We start from the raw sequence: 17,997 nt of genomic DNA on the forward strand, positions 1-17,997 counted from the left end.
CGTTTCGTTTGATGTAGCTTTCGGCTTAATGAGCCGCAAGCGCCGCCGTGCCAACATGTCCGCTCTCCTCAGAGGTTGTGGAAAAACCGTCACGAGCGCCCCGAGGGCAAGGAGCCCGGACAAATCCGCCGGGAGCGGATTTGGACTGCCGAAGGCAGGCCCCGTCAGGGGCAGGTTCCAGGGATGGGAGCTGCAACGCAGGATCCGGAGTGTACGTGGGAGTACATGAGGAGTGATGAAACACGTCCTGTGTTTCACCGCTTCGCGGCGCTTCGCGCCCAAATCCGCTCCCGGCGGATTTGTCCGAGCACCGCGCGACGCCGCCATCGGGACACGCAGTAGGTTTTTCCACAACCTCCTCGGGCAGGGACCAGGTTTGCGGATTCGGTTCATGGCCGTTAGCGATAAACATATTGGCAATCTCGAAAATGAGATTGCGCGTTCCGCGATAGCCGACGATGGTCTGATGCGCGGCGCCAAGGCGATCGAACATGGGGATGCCGATGCGGTAGAACGGAATTTTCAGCCTTTCCGCCGCCTGCCGCCCGTGGGAATGGGTCATCAGGAGATCGCAGCCGGCGGCGCGCGCCTCCAGGTCTTCGAGATCGCCGATCAAGACTTCGTCGGTCGCGACCCGCTCCAGGAGCGGCGAGGCCGTCGTCGTCACGGCGGCGGCGATTTCCGCGCCGAGTTCGGTTGCCCACTGGCTCAGGGTCCACAAGAGGTCGGGCTCGGCGCCGATGGCGACTTTCTTGCCGCCGAAATGAAAATGACCGTCGAGCATGGCATCGACCAGTTGACCGCGCTGACGCCGGATCTTGGTGGGTACAGGCCGCCCGCTGACCCGTGCGCACAAGGTGATGAATTGATCGTTCGCATCGAGCCCGGTGAGCCGGTCGAACAGGGTGTAGGGAACGCCGGTGCGGGTTTTCAGCGCCGTCGCCGCGTCCCGCATCTGTTCGCCTACCGCGATGGTATGGGCGGACAGCCCCAGCCCGGCGATTTCCTCAAGGGAAATCCCCCCGAGAGTGGTAGGTGTGAAATCGTCGGGGATGTGGCCGTCCAGTGAACCCGACAAATCAGGCAGAACCAGAGCTTCAAGGCCGAAGGCTTCCAGCACCTCGCGAAGTTCGTCGATGTCACCGGGGGTGAGGTGCGCGCCCGGCAGAAGGTTCACCCGATTGGCAAGGCGCTCCGCGTCGGCCGGCACCGTTTGAACCAACTGCTCGACCAGCTTGGTCACGGTCTTGGCCCAGCCGTCCTGAAAGGCATCCTTGAAATCGGGCGTCGACACGTACACCAGGGCGATGTGGTCGAGCTCCGGATGCTTGTCCCGGATCAGCTTGATGTAGGCGTCTACATCGTCGCCCTTGGTTTCGGTTACCCCAGTGGACGAAATGCCGATGATCGAGGGCTTTTGCCGATTCGCGATGGTGATGACCGCCTGCTCCACGTTTTCGAGTCCCCCGAGCACCGTCGCCACTTCGCTCATGGCGGTCGTCTGCAAGGGAATCGCTTCCTTGAAATGCCGCACGAACAGGACCAGGCCGAAAGAGGTGCAGCCTTGGGAGCCGTGGAACAAGGGCATGCAGTTCTTGATGCCCATGAAGGCCAGCGCGCTGCCGATCGGCTGGCTCATCTTCAGGGGATTGACCGAACAGGCTTTTTTGGGCGTTATCACGATGGCCATGGCGTTGCCTCAGGCCGCTTGCTGAGACCGTGGAATCGCCCCGCCCGCTTCGGTAATGGGGGGATGCCAGTGGTCCATGGTTTCGAGGATCTTGCCGAGCTTGCCGCTGCAACTGCCGCAACCGGTTCCCGCCTGGGTTTTTTCCGACACCGCCTCCACCGTCGTCAGTCCGTACTCGAGGATGGTGTCCTCGATGGCGCCCCGGTCGACGCTTTTGCAATTGCAGACGGCAGTGGCCCGGCGCTTCTGTTTGGCGAGCTCGGGATCGGCCGCAATCGCTGCCGCTTCGGCCGCGATTGCCGCATCCGCCACATCTTCCCAAGTGCTCTCTTCCCAGGGAGCGCGCTTGCGCACCTGCTCCCATACCGGGTTGTACAGCGCCTTGTCGATTTCCTTGACCAGTTCGACCATGCCGACGTAACCCATGTAGGCATGGTGACGTTCCTGGTTGATGTCGAGCCACGGCATCTTGGCCTTCAGGGCCACGAATTGGGAACGACCGCCTGACAGCATGATGTCGGCCTTGGCGTCCTTCAGCATCTTGTACATTTCTCGCGGGCTCATGTCGTCGATCATGTGGGCATCCTCGCCCATGATCTCCTTGATGCGCTCCTTGTCTTCCTTGGTCGATTTCTTCACGCTGGTCCCGACCAGCTCCATGCCGGCTTCCTGGAGCGCGGCCACCACCGACCAGGATTTCACGCCGCCCGTGATGAGCAGCACCTTCTTGCCGGTCAGGCGCTTCTTGTAGGACTCGATGCCGGACCAGGCCCGCGCCTCTTCCCGGGCGATCAGGGCTTCGGTGCGCTCCATGAGCTCCGCCGGAGCGCCGCGCTCGATCAGCAGGCGCGAAATCTCGCGCAACGCCTCGCTGGTGTCCTCGATGCCGTAGAAGGAGCCCTCGAAGAAGGGGATTTCGTAGCGCTCCTCCATCTTGCGGGCGATATTGATCATGGATTTCGAACATACCATCATCGCCGCCCTGGCGCGGTGGGACGAGGCGATGTCGCGGTATTTCGCGTCGCCGGAGATGCATGCCAGAATGCGGATGCCCAGTTCATCGAGCAGGGGCTTGACCTGCCACAACTCGCCGGACAGGTTGTATTCGCCGATGATGTTGATGTCGTAGGGAGTGGTGTATTCCGGCTCCTCGGTGCCGATGACGTAATCGAGTATCGCCTCGCCCGCCAGCTTGTTGCCGAGGTTTTTCGGCCCGACGAAACCCGGCGAATTGACCGGTACGACTGGTTTCCCGAATTTTTTCGAGGCCGCTTTGCACACGGCTTCGATGTCGTCGCCGATCATGGCGGGCACGCAGGTCTGGTAGACGAAGACCGCCGGGGGATCGTATTTCTCGATGATTTCCTTGATCGACTTGAACAGCCGCTTTTCACCGCCGAACACCACGTCGGTTTCATTGATGTCGGTGGTAAAGCCGGTGCGCCAGAGATTCGAGCCGGATGATCTGGAACCGCGATTGTCCCAGGAATTACCCTCGCAGGCGATCGGGCCGTGTACCAGATGGGCCACGTCGGTGATAGGCTGCAGCGCGATCTTGGCACCGTCGAAAGCGCAGCCGCCGGCCGCTCCGCCCGGCTGCAGTTGTTTGGTGCAGCCTTTCTTGCGCTCCTTTTCCGACTTGCCCTGGTTTTTCCCGCAACCGGGCTCGTTGAAAACGTCTTGAATCTTGCTGGATAAGCTGCTCACGCTAAACCTCCGCTTTCAAAGCGCTACGACTATGTCTTCTTCACCGACTAGGTACTGGCAGGCCAAACGCCATATCGGACTGCTGCAAGCCAACACGGGAGAGGCATACTGTTGCCGGGTCAGTCTGCCGGCGGCGAACAGGGTCTCCCGTTCGGGGTTACCCAGATATACTCCCGGGTGCTGCCCTTTGTGGCGAAGTACCGCCACCTTGACGGCGCAACTGCCGCAGGTTCCGTTGCGACACGCGCAACGGTGGTGCAGGCCGTGCTGCTCGATCAGTTCCAGAAGGGTGCAGCGCCGGCCGCCGCGGAAGCGCACCTGAGTGCGTTCCAGCGTGCCGCCGTTTTGGCGCTGCCCGAGAAACGTGATCGAGCACATGGCGTCCTCCTATCCACCAGTTAGTTAACGATAGACACGGCGGTTGACCCGATTCAAGCCAACCGCCCGCCGCCTTAGCGGATGATGTCGAAGCTGTAGTCGGTTTTGGCCGGCACGATGGTGTTCTTGTCGATCTCGTCGAAGATCTTGTCCAAGATCCATACGAGAACGTTCATCGCACCCTGGTAACCCCACACCGGATAACGGTGGTGGTGATGCCGGTCGAATACCGGGAAGCCGATGCGGATCAGAGGCGTTCCGGTATCGCGCTCCAGGTACTTGCCGTAGGTGTTGCCGATCAGGAAGTCGACCGGATCGGTGAACAAGAGCGAACGCATGTGCCACAGGTCCTTGCCGGCGTACACGTGGCAGTTCTTGCCGAACGGCGAGGAATCGAACAGTTCCTGCACCTTCTTTTCCCACGCCTTGTTGCCGTTGGTGGCCAGCACGTGGGTCGGTTCGGCGCCCAGTTCCAGGAGGAATCCGGCCAAACCGAGGCACAGGTCCGGATCGCCGTAGATGGCGAACTTCTGGCCATGGATATGGGCGGTGGAGTCGGCGATGGCGTCCACCAGACGGCCGCGCTCCTTTTCCAGGGCTTCCGGGATCGGCTTGCCGGTGATGCGGGAAATTTCCATCAGGAATGCGTCGGTCGCCTTCACGCCGACGGGATGATTGAAAGCGACGGTTTCCTGGCCATGCTCCGCGATCAAGGGCAGGGTTTTTTCCGTGCAATATTCCTGCATGGAAATGGTCGCCTTGGCGTGCAAAGCGTTGGCGGTCTCCTCCAGGGTGGTGCCGCCGTCGTACATGCGGAATTCGCCGTCGCAGGGGGTATCCCAAACGTCGCTGTTGTCGGCAAGGATGGTGTACTCAACCCCAAAGGTCTCGAAAATGCGCTTGACTTCACGTAGGTTGCCGACGGTGTAGCCGTCGAAGCCGCCGATGAAGTTGATCTTCTCGTTGGGGACCCGGACCATCGGTGGCTCGGTGCCGGCCTTGCCGTCCCAGAAATGCCAGAGGATGCCCTTGAGCACGTTGTCGTAGCCGGTGATGTGGCTGCCGACGAAGGCCGGGGTGTGGGCGAACGGAACGTTGAATTCCTGCGGAACGCTGCCCTTCTCCTTGGATGTCTTGATGAACGCGTTAAGATCGTCGCCGATCACTTCCGCCATGCAGGTGGTGGACACCGAGATCATCTTGGGCTTGTACATGTTGTACGTATTGGCCAGCCCGTCGATCATGTTGTTGAGCCCGCCGAATACCGCCGCGTCTTCGGTCATGGACGAGGACACGCAGGAGGACGGTTCCTTGAAGTGGCGGCTGAAGTGGCTGCGGTAATAGGCGACGCAGCCTTGGGAGCCGTGCACGAAGGGAATGGTTCCTTCGAAACCCACGGCGGCGAACACCGCGCCCAGGGGCTGACAAGCCTTGGCCGGGTTGACGGTGAGCGCCTCGCGGGCGAAGTTCTTCTCCCGGTACTCCGGGGTCTTGGTCCACTCGCGGATTTCCTCCAGTTTGTCCTGAGGCTCCGCGAATTCGAATTCCTTCTTTTTGTTCTCGAACAGCTCCACGTATTCCGGCTCGCGGAACAGGTTGAAGTGATCGAGCACCTTTTCAGCATTCTGAGTCATGATTTAGCTCCTAGGTAGGGTGGGTTAGGCGGGGATGCCTTAACCCATCGTGTGTTTGGCGGGTTACGCTTCGCTAACCCACCCTACGTTTAAATTTTTGCTCAGGCCGCCTTCTTCCAGGGAGTCTTGGTCAAACTCCAAACAGGATTGTTGATGGCCATGTCCATGTCCCGGGCGAAGATGGCAAAACCGTCATAGCCGTGGTAGGGGCCCGAATAATCCCAGGAGTGCATCTGGCGGAACGGTACGCCCATCTTCTGGAAAACGTACTTTTCCTTGATGCCCGAGCCGACCAGGTCCGGCTGAATGGCTTCGACGAACTTCTCGAATTCAAAGCCCGTCACGTCGTCGTAGATCAGCGTGCCGTCCTTGACGTAGTGCGTGGTGCGCTGATAGTCGTCGTTATGGCCGAATTCGTAGCCGGTGCCGACGATCTCCATGCCGAGATCCTCGTAAGCGCCGATCACGTGGCGGGGACGCAGCCCCCCGACGAACAGCATGACCTTCTTGCCTTCCAGGCGCGGACGGTACTTCGCGATCACCGCGTCGTTGAGCGCCTGGTATTTGGCGATCACGCGCTCGGCGCCTTCCTTGATCTTGTCGTCGAAATGGCTGGCGATCGTGCGCAGCGACTCGGCGATCTTGGTGGGACCGAAGAAGTTGTATTCCACCCACGGCACCCCGTACTTCTCTTCAAGGTGGCGCGAGATGTAGTTCATGGAGCGGTAGCAGTGCAGGACGTTCAGCTTGGCCTTGGGGGTGTTCTCCAATTCGGCCAGGGAGCCGTCGCCGGACCACTGGGCGATCACGCGGAGGCCCATTTCTTCCAGCAGGATGCGGGAAGACCAGGCGTCGCCGCCGATGTTGTAGTCGCCGATGATGGCTACGTCGTAGGGCGTGGTCTTGAATTCCGGATGCTTGTCGCCCGTCTTGTCGAAGATCCAGTCGCGGATCGAGTCGTTGGCAATGTGATGCCCCAGGGACTGGGACACGCCCCGGAAACCTTCGCAACGCACGGGCACGATGGTGTGTCCGTTGTATTCCTTGTTTTTCTTCTTGGAGACCGCTTCGATGTCGTCGCCGATGAGACCGATGGGGCACTCGGACTGCACGGTGATGCCATGGTTCAGCGGGAACAGTTCCTGGATCTCGTCGATGATCTTTTCCAGCTTCTTGTCGCCGCCGAAGACGATGTCCTTCTCCTGGAAGTCGGAGGTGAACTGCATCGTGACGAAGGTATCGATGCCGGTGGTGCCGATGTAGTAGTTGCGGCGCGAAGCCCAGGAGTACTGGCCGCAGCCGACGGGGCCGTGGCTGATGTGGATCATGTCCTTGATGGGGCCCCACACCACGCCTTTGGAACCGGCGTAGGCGCAGCCGCGGATGGTCATGACGCCCGGCACGGATTTGACGTTGGATTTTACCCCGCAGTCGGACTTGCCTTCTTCAAAGGTGCCGAGGTGCTTGGCACGTCTTTTCGCGGTCTTCTCCGGATAGACCTCCAGGACCTCCTTGATGAGCGCCTGGTTTCTTTCTTTGGTTTGTTCAACTGTGAGGCTCATTTGGCCCTCCTGATTCAGTCGGTTGATGAATGACGTTAAAGGTTGGGGGCGGGCGAACGCCGAGGGAACTGACTCCGGCTGCGCCTTCCCGCACCCCGTCCCGTTTAGGCCGCGATTTCAGCCGCGGTCTTGCCGACCTGGCTTTCGTCGATCTGCTTCATGATGCCGTGCTCCATCAGCATGTCTTCCAGCTCGTCCATGGTGATCGGGGTCGGGATGATGCCGTTGCCGGAGTTGTTATGAATCTTGTTGGCCAACTGACGGTACTCGTCGGCCTGCTTGGAGTCCGGCGCGTATTCCATGACGGTCATGCGGCGGAGTTCGGCGTGCTGCACGATGTTGTCGCGCGGCACGAAATGGATCAGCTTGGTGCCCAGCTTGCCGGCCAGGGCTTCCGCCAGTTCCAGCTCCTTGTCGGTCTGGCGCTCGTTGCAGACCAAGCCGCCCAGGCGCACGCCGCCGGAGTTGGCATACTTCAGAATGCCCTTGGAAATGTTGTTGGCGGCGTACATGGCCATCATTTCGCCGGACATGACGATGTAGATTTCCTGCGCCTTGTTCTCACGGATCGGCATGGCGAAACCGCCGCATACCACGTCGCCGAGCACGTCGTAGGAGACGTAGTCGATGTCCTCGTAAGCGCCTTCTTCCTCAAGGAAGTTGATGGAGGTGATGACCCCGCGGCCGGCGCAGCCGACGCCCGGCTCCGGGCCGCCGGATTCCACGCATCTGATGTCTTTGTAACCCACCTTCATCACGTCTTCGAGCTCCAGGTCCTCGACGCTGCCGGCGGCGGCGGCGAGGCTCAGGATGGTGTCCTGGGCCTTGGCGTGAAGGATCAGACGGGTGGAGTCGGCTTTCGGATCGCAGCCGACGATCAGGATGCGCTGACCCAGATCGGCCAAGGCCGCCAGGGTGTTCTGGGAGGTGGTGGACTTGCCGATACCGCCCTTCCCGTAAAAAGCAATTTGTCTCAGTTTTGACATGGTGGATCTCCAGTCGAAAAAACACGTTGATCAATGAAACGTCCGTGGTCAGTAGCATTCCGCCGAAAGAAAAAATTTTTGGCTCAAAACCGGCGAGCTTTTCTTTTTTTTCTTTTGCTTATCGCCGTTCCTTTCGGCGAATGGTCGAATACTGCCCGAGGACATTTAAGCAACGGCTGTGCCACACACATCAAGAGAGAGATATATGTTTGTTTACTAAGGACAATCCTCTATCGCCAGTGCTGCCGATGGCGTTATTCGAGATGTTACCAACCGGACAAAACCATATGGTTTGTAAGGAACGATACAAACGATCCGGAGCAGTTCGGATCGGAGACAAACCGTCTAATAGGCCGAAAATCAGCGACTTCGGCCGCCTCGCGCGCGGGCGATGGCAATGGAATGGATATTGCTTTAATCCAAAAGGCGCCGCTAAGAGCGGCCACTCTTTTTGAGAGCGGGGAGCCGCCCCGCACGCGGGTTCCTTTCTTTTGCTTGGCCAAAAGAAAGGAACCAAAGGCCACCCGAATGGCGCCCTCATCCTGCGCGTCACCCTCGTGGACCGGGGCCGACCGAAGGCACGTCCATGTGCCTCGGTCGCCGCGCGCGATCCTTCGCGCGCCCCGATGGGCGGTTCCGGTCCACGACGGCGATGCTCGGAGGCGCCCTAACGGGGCTAAGACGGGTAGCGCCCGCTATCGCGGGCGCTACACCAAATCAGAAAATACTTTTTGGGAGTAGCCCATGCAGATCGGTGTAGACAGTGAAAGGGCTGTGGACAACAGGCGCGTGTTTGTCGTGGACAGCGATGAAATTACCAGCGCAGCCCTGCAGTTCATGCTCCACGACGAAATCGAAACCCACGAGTTATCCAGTCTGGATGCGGCTTATGCCAAAGCGCGGGACTGGAAACCGGACGTGCTGCTCTTGGGGATAGGCATCGTGCAGGAGAAGGGTATCGAGGTGCTAGCGGAGATCCGCTCTAAGCTTACCGACCTCAAGATCATCCTGGTGGCGGACTCCGCAACCGATCCCCTGGCCAAGGATTGTCTCAAGAACGGCGTGAATTCCATCCTGCCGAAACCCTTGACCATCGAGAAGACGCGCCAGAAGGTCGATGCGCAGCTCGGGCGCAGGGTCAAACTGAGCATTCCGGTCCAAGTGGTGTGACGCAGTCGCCCACGCTTCCGCCGGCTACGGCGGTCACGCTCCCCGCGGCGCTCGACAACCCCCATTACCGGCAAATCGGTGGGGAGGATGCCGTGCGCCGGCTCGTCGAGCGTTTTTATCAGTTGATGGACGAGCTGCCCGAAGCGCGTGCCATCCGGGCGCTGCATCCCGAGGATCTCGCCCCGGCAAAGGAGAAGCTTTTCCAGTTTTTGTCCGGCTGGCTCGGCGGTCCGCCGCTGTATGCCGAGCGCCATGGTCCTCCGCGGCTCCGGCAGAAGCATCTGCCCTTCCCTATCGACGCCGCCGTGCGGGATGCCTGGATGGCTTGCATGAACCGCGCTCTGGAAGAACAGGTGGCCGATACCGCTGTGCGGGCGCAGCTCGCCGCTTCCTTTTTCAAAACCGCTGATTTTCTTCGCAACCAACCTTGAAGGAGTGCTATGACCACTATCACCGAAACGCCGCTCGCCAGTTTGGACGCCGAAAAGCGCCTTCTGTCCCCGGTTTTCAAGGGCCAAACCAAACCGGGTTATTTCGGCTTCCGGGGCGAAATCGCCCTGAAGTTCGCGCAACAAGTCGGCGATGAGGCCCGCCCCCCCGAAATCCGTTTCGATCAGGTGATGATCGTCGCCAAGGCCGGGGAACCGACGATTCCGTTTCTGGCCGGCGTGGCGCTGTCCCTGGAGCATCTGAAGCTCTTGTGCGAAGTGCTGGGGGACAAGCTGTCGCCCACAGGCAAGTATTTCTTCTTCGCCGGCAACCTGGATATTTCCGAGCGTTATCAGATCGCCTACGGCGGCACCACCTTCTGGGTTCTGCCTCTGGAGGAGGCGACGGTGTACAACGAACTCCGGGATTTGTTCAACATCGATCGCGGCGATCTGAAAAAACTCGACACCGCCGGCAAGCTGCAGGTCGTCGCCGACGCCGCCGCCCATTTCACCGAAAAATTTCCGGAGATCAGCTTCGAGGAAGGCTTGAAGATCATGGGACCGATCAAGATCCCCGAGAATCGGCCTGTTTAAACGGAACAGGAGTCCGCCATTGCATGGCGCAAGACATCGCCCGCATCGGCCACAGTACCAACCTCGTGGGTATCCCGACGGGACTCTTGGCCAGCACCGCGTTCAACGAGCACCCGCTGCCGCTGCACATCAGCGGCGTGCGGGAGGCGAACTACGGCTTGTTCGATCGCCTGAAGGAAACCGGGGATCCTCGAGCGGCGGCGGAGGTTTTTCAAGATTACATGTACCTGCTATTCGGCCTCAACGGCGAGCCGCGCGCGGTTCAGGACGGCACCGGACCGCGCCGTTTCCGCTCGAGCTATCTGAAGCTCTTGAGCGGCTGGGGTTTCGATTCCAACAATCCCCAGGGCGCGGTGCTCAAGGGCTGGGTGGAAAGCCGTTTCGGGCTGTTTCCGACCTTCCACAAGGAATCCTTGACGCGATTCACCTCGCCCGCCTGGATGGCCTACATCGAAGAGAAGATGTCGAGCCGCTTCCACAACAACAGCATCAATCTCCAGCTCGACCTGCTGTACGAATTCTGCCAATGGGCAATCGCCCGCTTCGGCGTGCCGGCCCGGCGCCACGTGACCCTGTATCGCGGCGAGAATCGCTTCGAGGAGCAGCGACTGATCGGCCCACGCGAGGGCCGCTGGCTCACGGTCCGGCTCAACAATCTGGTGTCGTTCAGCGCCAACCGGGACACGGCCTGCGAGTTCGGCGACTTTATCCTGGAGGTGCAAGTGCCCGTGGCAAAAATATTCTTTTTCAATGACCTCCTGCCCCGCCATCCGCTCAAGGGCGAGTGGGAGTACCTCGTGATCGGCGGCGAGTATCGGGTCAACGCCTCCTACTACTGATGAACAACGCGGAACCACGCCATGACCGCGCCTTGGGCGCATATCTCGGGCTCGCCATCGGCGATGCCCTGGGCGCCACGGTGGAGTTCATGACACCCCGGGAAATCGTGCATCGGTATGGCGTTCACGACAAAATCGTTGGCGGCGGCTGGCTCAAACTCAAGGCCGGACAAGTGACCGACGACACCGAAATGTCCCTGGCCCTGGGCCGGGCCATCGTCGAGAGCGGCGGTTGGGACCTCAGAGGGGTGGCGGAAGCCTTCGCCGCGTGGCTACGGCGGAAACCTCCGGATGTGGGCAATACCTGCCGGCGCGGCATCCGCCGCTACATGCTGGACGGGAGCCTCTCGGGGCCGCCGAATCCGGGGGATGCCGGCAACGGCGCCTGCATGCGCAACCTGCCGGTGGCCCTGGCCACCTTGGGAGATGCGGAAGCCTTCACACAGCGGACGCTTGAGCAGTGCCACATCACCCACCATCATCCGCTTTCGGACGCGGCCACGCTGGCCCTGGGTCACATGGTGCAACGCCTGGTTTGCGGCGGCTCGCCGGAAGACTGCCGGCCGTTAGCCGCGGCTCTGGTCGACGCCCATCCGGTGTTCGGCTTCGAACCTTATCCCGGCCGGGCCAGCGGCTACATCGTCGATACCGTCCAAACCGTACTGCATTTTTTCCTCGGTACCGATTCCTTTGCCGCCTGTGTCACGGGGGTCGTAAACCGCGGAGACGACGCCGACACCACCGGGGCGCTTGCGGGCATGCTGGCGGGCGCAGCTTACGGCGTTTCCGGCATCCCCGAGCGCTGGCTGAAAAGTCTCGACGCCGAGATCAGGCGGCACATCGAACGGCAGACCGACGCCTTGCTCGGAATCGCCGGCCAGCCGGAATTCCGGGCCCGGTTGTCCTCACAAAGCACTTAATGTCGAGAGTACGGAATCATGGGCACCCTGAGTTTTTCGATCGAGTTCGAGGGCTATTGGAGAGAGAAGAAAAAAGGCGGCATACCCGCGGGGTCCGGCGTCTATTGCGTTTATACCTGCATCTACAGCGGCAAGAAGCAAACCTGCTCGCCGCAGAAGCTCGTCTATATCGGCGCCTCGGAAAACGTTCGGGACAGCCTTGCGGATCACGTGAAGCAGGCTGATTGGGAATCCCATATCGACACCGGAGAAGAACTCTGCTTCAGCTTCGTCCCGATGGATGCGGAGACACTAGAACGATGCGCCGCAGCGCTGATCTTCAAGCACAAACCGCCGGAAAACACCGAATACGTCCAGATCTTCCCGTTCGATCGGACCAGTTTCACCTTGTCCGGCAAAGCCGGCTTTCTGTCGAAATCATTTACCGTGTGAGGATTTTCATCATGTTTACCAAAGCCTGCGACTTGAACGAACTTCGGGAAGGCAAATACGAAGTGGTGGCGGTCAACCGCACCCTGATGCTGGTGGTGTGGCCGCAAGGCGTGCAACCCCGGGCGTTTCAAGGGCTGTGCCCCCACTTCAAGGAACCCTTGGCCGATGCCCGTTTCGACGGCAAAACCCTGACCTGCGCGCACCACGATTGGGCTTTCGAAGGCGCCTCCGGTACGTGCATCAAAGGCAAGCCCTGCACGCTCGCCGAATATCCCTTGAAGATCGAGGGCGACGAAGTGCTGATCGATACCGACGGCGTCACGCCCATTTTCGTCGGATAACCGGAGTAGAAGCGCATCAATCGCGAACGATGCACTTCTCTTCGTTCAGCGCATCCTACGATTTCTCCCACACAACGGAGCGAATCCATGGCGACCATCGTCTTTTACGAAAAGCCCGGCTGCGCCAACAACGCCCGGCAGAAAAGCCTGCTCTTGGAAGCCGGGCATGAGCTGATTGTCCGCAATCTTCTGGAGACCCGGTGGACGGCCGACGAGCTGCGCGCATTCTTCGGTGAGCGGCCGGTATCCGAATGGTTCAACCGGGCGGCGCCCTGGGTCAAATCGGGCGAGATCGTGCCGGAAGCGCTCGACGAACGAACAGCGCTGGTGCTCATGCTCGAAGATCCGTTGCTGATCCGGCGGCCCTTGCTGCAAGTGGGCGATCGTCGGGAAGCGGGTTTCGACGCCGAGCGCATCCATGGCTGGATCGGCCTGGCCCCGGCTGCAGCGGAAGTCTCGAATCTGGAACAGTGCCGGCGCACCGAACACTGTCCGACACCGGCTCGGGAGGATACCGCCTGATGGACGCGCGGATCGAAACCGGCGGATACTCCGGGCCCGATGGCGGCGCAACCGTGAACGCAGCAGCGGACCGCTTGGCGCGGGTGCTGGCCTATCACGAGCGGACCAAGCATCGTCTGGAGCGCTATGCGGCGGGACCGGAAACCCTCGATTGGGACAGCCAGCCCGACCCGTTCCGCTGTTTCGAAGGCGCACCCAAGGTCCGACTGCCCTTGGCCGCGGACCGGCTGACGACGTCCTTTGGCGCGCTGTTCGAGCCGGGAGTGGTGGCGCCTCAGCCTTTGTCGCTCGAAACCATCGGGATCTTGCTCGAACTGTCCCTGGGGCTCTCGGCGTGGAAGGAATACGGGCCGGATCGATGGGCCTTGCGCTGCAACCCGTCGAGCGGCAATTTGCATCCGACCGAAGGCTACATCATCTGCCGGGCGGTTCCGGAACTTCCGGACGGGGTGTACCACTATGTCAGCCGGGACCATGTTCTGGAACGGCGCTGCCGGAGCGCCGCGGAACAGCTTCCGGCCACGGCCCCACGCCTGCTCCTGGCTTTGACTTCGATCCATTGGCGGGAGGCCTGGAAATACGGCGAGCGGGCCTTCCGCTATTGCCAACTGGATACCGGACACGCGCTGGGCGCGTTGCGCTATGCCGCCGCCGCGCTCGGCTGGAGCCTGCGATGGGTGAGCCAAGCCGGCTTTTCGGAACTCTCCGCGGGTCTCGGACTCGACCGGCACGAGGATTTTTCCGGGGCCGAGCGGGAGGAACCGGAGCTCCTGCTGGAACTGATCACCGACCCCCTGGCTTCGGAATCCGATCCGACGGACCTTGTTTCGGCGGGAAATGCCTGGAGCGGGCGGGCCAACGTGCTCGATCCTCATCCCATGTACCGTTGGCCGGTAATCGACGAGGTCGCGGAGGCGACCCGAGCGCCCGGAATGGACCCGGAGCCCGGTGCAACCGCGGTCTATCCGCCGCGGCCGGGTCTTTCCGCCGAACCGGCCGCCGCCCTCATCCGGCAAAGGCGCAGCGCGCAACATTTCGACCGCCGCCAGGTCTTGAGCGCCGCCGATTTTTACGGGCTGCTGGACGCCCTGCTGCCCCGTCCCGTGCCACCCTGGGACGCGTGGAGTTTTACCCCGCGTCTGCACCCCGTGTTCTTCGTGCATCGCGTGGAAGGGCTCCCACCGGGACTCTATATCCTGCCGAGGCGCGCGGCTATCGAGCCCAGTCTGAAAGCCGCCTTGCACGGCGAGTTCAACTGGATCAAGCCCGCGGGTTGCCCCGAACATCTGCCCTTTTTCCGGCTCTCGGAGGCCGATTGCGGCAAACTGTCCAGAACCGTCAATTGCCATCAGGCGATCGGGGCGGACGGCGCCTTCGCCTTAGGAATGCTGGCGGAGTTCGAGGCGACCCTCACCGCCGCCCCGTGGCGCTACCGGCAGTTGTATTGGGAAGCGGGCCTCTTGGGGCAAGTACTCTATCTGGAGGCGGAGGCTATCGGCATCCGGGGAACCGGCATCGGCTGCTATTTCGACGATGTCTTCCACGAACTGCTCGGGCTTTCCGGGCGGGCCTTCCAATCGCAAACGGTCGCTTCGGGAGCGCCGAATCGACCCTTCCAATCCTTGTATCACTTCACCGTGGGTTTTCCTCTCACTGACTCGCGGATACTCACCTTACCGCCCTACGGCGGACGTAACTCGGACTAATCCATCCATGGCAGCAACAACATTAGAGGTTCAAACGATGCCTGAATTGCAAGAACCGGTCATAGTCGTGGCGGAAGGCGCGCAATTCGCGCTTTTGTCCTGTGGAAACGGCGCCGCTTACGTGCTTCGCTCCAAAGAGGACCAGGCATCGGCTTATTTCGAGGGGGACGATGTCGCGGCGTTTCTCACGGAATACGACGCGGTCAAAGCGCAATACCCAAGCTACAACACCGATCAAATGCTGGCCCAGCTATGGGATCAAGGCGGCTACAGCTGGATGGCGATTCCGGATGCGGAGTGAACGGCCGGCCGCCGGCGAAATACTTTGTATATTGAGGAGATATCATGACCTCGGAAACCGCTTGGCGACGGGTGAACGTCGCCGAAACACAAGCTTTGCTGCAACAGCCGAACCTTTTGATTTTCGATGTACGCGACCCGGCCTCGTTCGCTGCGGGACGTATCGGTGCCGCGCAGCATCTGTCGGACGCCAACCTGGAGCGGGTGCTCCTGAGAACCCCGAAGTCGCAGCCGGTGCTGGTCTATTGCTATCACGGCAACGCCAGTCAGACTTATGCCCAAATGTTCGCGGATTTCGGCTTCAAGCTTGTTTACGACCTCATCGACGGCTACGAGGCTTGGCGCGCCGCCGCCCCCGCGCCGGGTTCCAGGGACTTGAGCCCGGCCCTTCGCAGCTGGCTGAGCGATCAGGGCTTTCCGGCCGACAACATCGAGGCTACCCGCGATAACCGGATGACGCCCCTCATGCAGGCTTGCCGGCTGGGCGACGATGCCATCGTGGAGGCACTGCTCGAAGCCGGCGCATCCCTGGAGCCTCTCAACAGCGACGGCAACAATGCCCTCTGGCTGGCCTGCTACGGTGAAAATTTGGGCGTCATCGATCGCTTGATCGAGCGGAGAATCGCCGTCGACCACCGGAACGACAACGGTGCCACCTGCCTGATGTACGCCGCATCCACCGGCAAGGCGGCTGTGGTCGCGCGGTTATTGGCGGCCGGTGCCGATACCGGCATCAAAACCCTGGACGATTTCACCGCCCAGGATATGGCCGCCAATCTGGATTGCTTGAACCTGCTGCGTGCGGCGACGCGCTGAGCTTTCGATGCATCCAAGCACGCGCGTCGCTCCGCCGGCCGGCCTAAACTTCGGCAGAGTGATGCTGAACGCCGCTGTGCAGCCCGTATCCCTGCCTTGGGCTCCGCCCAAGCAAAACCCGCATCCGGGTCCAATGGAGCCAGACCGTGTTCCTGCATGAGCTGATCCGCCAAGGCCGCCAGCTTGTCGTTCAGACTCTGGGAAGGGTCGTTGTTGGGGTCTTCGAACCGGTCCAGAGAAATCTCCGGACCTTCTTCATCGTCGATCATATGGATAAGGAAAAGCTCTTCGATGCCGGGACGGCCGTGTACCGTGGCCCTGAAGGTTTCTCCGCGATACGAGAATTCACGCACCATGTTGCCTCCTGATCTTGGATTCTTTTTGATTGAAAAAATAAGGACTTACCTAAGTGCACACCAAGCACTTCGGGGCATACATCTACCACAAATAGTATGGTTATTTTGCAACGCAATAAAGCACACCCGCTGTACTGCAAGCATTCGCTTTCACCCGGCTGGCTGCCCTAAAGGTGCGGCCCGCTTATTAGCTAGCTAAAGAGGTTCCTAGGCCATGAAATACGCTTTTGCTCCGGCGCCGATCGTTACCCTTCCGGCCATGTCGTGCAACCCCTTTCCGGTACGGCGTATCTTCTGCGTCGGTCGCAATTATCCGGACCATGCGCGGGAAATGGGCGTCGATCCGACCCGCGAACCGCCGTTCTTCTTCATGAAACCGGCCGATGCCATCCTGCCCAACAACTCGGTCCTGCCCTACCCTCCGGGAACCGCAAATCTACAGCCGGAGGTGGAGTTGGTAGTCGCCATGCAGCTCGGAGGGACGCAAATCCCCATCGACAAGGCCAACGATTACATCTTCGGCTATGCCGTAGGCTTGGACATGACCCTGCGCGATGTGCAGCTGGCCGCACGCGAAAAGGGACTGCCCTGGGACATGGCCAAGGGATTCGATCATTCGGCGCCTTGTTCGGCGATAACCCCGGAGTTTTACGCGGGCGTGATCGCCCAGGGCAAGATCGAACTCAAGGTAAACGGGGAAGTTCGTCAAAGCGCCGATGTCTCCCACATGATCTGGAAAATGCCAGAGACCATCAGCTATTTGTCCACGCTGGTGGAGATTTGTCCGGGAGATCTGATCTTTACCGGTACTCCAGCCGGGACTGGGCCGGTAGTCAAAGGCGATGTCCTCGAAGCGACCGTCGCGGGGCTGGAGCCTTTGATCATTACCATCGGGTAGTGCCGCGTGGATGCCCTTCCCGGCCCCGCGCCTCTCTATGCGGATACCGTCCTTCATCAACTTTCATGCGAGGAATAGCCAAATGAAATGGAGCGATACCTTCGACATCGCCATCGCACTCACCGAGCAGCATCCCGATGTCGATCCCAAATACGTACGCTTTACCGATCTTCTGAATTGGGTGATGAGCCTTGACGGCTTTGACGACAGCGCCGACAAATGCAATGAGAAGGTCCTCGAAGCGGTTCAGATGGCGTGGATTGACGAGGTCAGTTAGAACATTTTTCGCTATTGTGTGGCGGTAGCAAGGTGCCGCTAATCGCGGCGATTGTTTTGGAGCGGGGAACCGCCCCGCACGCGGGGTACGCTGCGAACTCCGTCCCTGGAGTTCGCCCTTCGGGCCAGCCGTTGGCTGTCCAAATTTGTTCCGGACAAATTTGTCTTTTGCGTGGCCAAAAGAAAGTACCCAAAGGCTACCCGGCGGACGCCCTGATCCTGCGCGTTTCGCCCGGCACCGAGAGCGACCGAAGGCACGTCCCTATGCCTCGGTCGCCGCACGCTTCTTGGCGATGCTATCCTGCATCGCGGCGAAGGCCGGGGTTCGCCTTTTCCGCTCCGCGTCCTTGTTACGCGGAAAAGTCCGGCCCGTACGTCCTGTACGGGCGTTCGCCGGGACGGGAGGCCACTGGCCTCCCGTCTTTTCCGGCTCACCCTT

20 protein-coding genes are annotated in these 17,997 nt (G+C 60.6%); 14 read left to right on the plus strand and 6 right to left on the minus strand.

The window, feature by feature from the left end; genetic code table 11:
* Positions 1-25 precede the first annotated feature (25 nt).
* The 6 genes from nifN to nifH form a co-directional block, all read right to left on the minus strand.
* Entirely contained in the window at positions 26-1,690 is a 1,665-nt protein-coding gene (gene nifN, locus VEB01_RS17455; RefSeq protein WP_324877656.1) for a nitrogenase iron-molybdenum cofactor biosynthesis protein NifN, read from the minus strand.
* Positions 1,691-1,699: 9 nt separating this feature from the next.
* The gene (gene nifE / locus VEB01_RS17460) at positions 1,700-3,397 is read right to left on the minus strand and encodes a nitrogenase iron-molybdenum cofactor biosynthesis protein NifE (protein WP_324877658.1); all 1,698 of its coding nucleotides are present in this window, start codon (positions 3,395-3,397) and stop codon (positions 1,700-1,702) included.
* A gap of 15 nt (positions 3,398-3,412) precedes the next feature.
* A complete protein-coding gene (locus tag VEB01_RS17465; protein ID WP_324877660.1) occupies positions 3,413-3,775 on the minus strand; it encodes a 2Fe-2S iron-sulfur cluster-binding protein in 363 nt (120 codons plus the stop codon).
* 74 nt (positions 3,776-3,849) lie between these two features.
* A complete protein-coding gene (gene nifK / locus VEB01_RS17470) occupies positions 3,850-5,409 on the minus strand; it encodes a nitrogenase molybdenum-iron protein subunit beta (protein ID WP_324877662.1) in 1,560 nt (519 codons plus the stop codon).
* A 101-nt stretch (positions 5,410-5,510) separates the two neighbouring features.
* The gene (gene nifD, locus VEB01_RS17475; RefSeq protein WP_324877663.1) at positions 5,511-6,971 is read right to left on the minus strand and encodes a nitrogenase molybdenum-iron protein alpha chain; all 1,461 of its coding nucleotides are present in this window, start codon (positions 6,969-6,971) and stop codon (positions 5,511-5,513) included.
* A gap of 104 nt (positions 6,972-7,075) precedes the next feature.
* Positions 7,076-7,957 (minus strand): nitrogenase iron protein, encoded by an 882-nt coding sequence (nifH, locus tag VEB01_RS17480; RefSeq protein WP_324877665.1) that lies wholly within the window; start codon positions 7,955-7,957, stop codon positions 7,076-7,078.
* Positions 7,958-8,701: 744 nt separating this feature from the next.
* Between nifH and VEB01_RS17485 the strand changes: the two genes are divergently transcribed.
* From VEB01_RS17485 to iscX, 14 genes are all read left to right on the plus strand, one after another.
* Positions 8,702-9,127 carry a response regulator gene (locus VEB01_RS17485; RefSeq protein WP_324877667.1) on the plus strand — a complete coding sequence of 142 codons (426 nt, stop codon included), beginning with the start codon at positions 8,702-8,704 and terminating at the stop codon, positions 9,125-9,127.
* Positions 9,124-9,558, plus strand: coding sequence for a group II truncated hemoglobin (locus VEB01_RS17490; protein WP_324877669.1), 435 nt, complete (start codon positions 9,124-9,126; stop codon positions 9,556-9,558). The genes VEB01_RS17485 and VEB01_RS17490 overlap by 4 nt, the downstream gene beginning before the upstream one ends.
* A gap of 9 nt (positions 9,559-9,567) precedes the next feature.
* A complete protein-coding gene (locus tag VEB01_RS17495; RefSeq protein ID WP_324877671.1) occupies positions 9,568-10,152 on the plus strand; it encodes a hypothetical protein in 585 nt (194 codons plus the stop codon).
* A gap of 23 nt (positions 10,153-10,175) precedes the next feature.
* Complete coding sequence (locus VEB01_RS17500; RefSeq protein WP_324877672.1) at positions 10,176-10,991, plus strand: NAD(+)--dinitrogen-reductase ADP-D-ribosyltransferase; 816 nt, start codon at positions 10,176-10,178, stop codon at positions 10,989-10,991.
* Complete coding sequence (gene draG, locus VEB01_RS17505; RefSeq protein ID WP_324877674.1) at positions 10,991-11,911, plus strand: ADP-ribosyl-[dinitrogen reductase] hydrolase; 921 nt, start codon at positions 10,991-10,993, stop codon at positions 11,909-11,911. The genes VEB01_RS17500 and draG overlap by 1 nt, the downstream gene beginning before the upstream one ends.
* Before the next feature lie 18 nt (positions 11,912-11,929).
* Positions 11,930-12,343 carry a GIY-YIG nuclease family protein gene (locus tag VEB01_RS17510; protein WP_324877676.1) on the plus strand — a complete coding sequence of 138 codons (414 nt, stop codon included), beginning with the start codon at positions 11,930-11,932 and terminating at the stop codon, positions 12,341-12,343.
* Positions 12,344-12,354: 11 nt separating this feature from the next.
* On the plus strand, positions 12,355-12,684 hold the full coding sequence (locus VEB01_RS17515) for a monooxygenase system ferredoxin subunit (protein ID WP_324877678.1): 330 nt from the start codon (positions 12,355-12,357) through the stop codon (positions 12,682-12,684).
* 15 nt (positions 12,685-12,699) lie between these two features.
* Positions 12,700-13,206, plus strand: a complete 507-nt coding sequence (locus VEB01_RS17520) for an ArsC/Spx/MgsR family protein (RefSeq protein ID WP_324877690.1) — start codon at positions 12,700-12,702, stop codon at positions 13,204-13,206.
* On the plus strand, positions 13,206-14,912 hold the full coding sequence (locus tag VEB01_RS17525; protein ID WP_324877680.1) for a nitroreductase family protein: 1,707 nt from the start codon (positions 13,206-13,208) through the stop codon (positions 14,910-14,912). The genes VEB01_RS17520 and VEB01_RS17525 overlap by 1 nt, the downstream gene beginning before the upstream one ends.
* A gap of 37 nt (positions 14,913-14,949) precedes the next feature.
* A complete protein-coding gene (locus tag VEB01_RS17530; protein ID WP_324877682.1) occupies positions 14,950-15,213 on the plus strand; it encodes a hypothetical protein in 264 nt (87 codons plus the stop codon).
* A 44-nt stretch (positions 15,214-15,257) separates the two neighbouring features.
* Complete coding sequence (locus tag VEB01_RS17535; protein WP_324877683.1) at positions 15,258-16,028, plus strand: ankyrin repeat domain-containing protein; 771 nt, start codon at positions 15,258-15,260, stop codon at positions 16,026-16,028.
* 146 nt (positions 16,029-16,174) lie between these two features.
* Positions 16,175-16,396: a hypothetical protein gene (locus VEB01_RS17540; protein WP_324877684.1), complete on the plus strand. Its 222-nt coding sequence runs from the start codon at positions 16,175-16,177 to the stop codon at positions 16,394-16,396.
* 202 nt (positions 16,397-16,598) lie between these two features.
* On the plus strand, positions 16,599-17,282 hold the full coding sequence (locus tag VEB01_RS17545) for a fumarylacetoacetate hydrolase family protein (protein WP_324877686.1): 684 nt from the start codon (positions 16,599-16,601) through the stop codon (positions 17,280-17,282).
* 82 nt (positions 17,283-17,364) lie between these two features.
* Entirely contained in the window at positions 17,365-17,559 is a 195-nt protein-coding gene (gene iscX, locus VEB01_RS17550; RefSeq protein ID WP_324877688.1) for a Fe-S cluster assembly protein IscX, read from the plus strand.
* Positions 17,560-17,997 lie beyond the last annotated feature (438 nt).

Source organism: Methylocaldum sp., from assembly GCF_035627495.1.
Taxonomy (GTDB): Bacteria; Pseudomonadota; Gammaproteobacteria; order Methylococcales; family Methylococcaceae; genus Methylocaldum.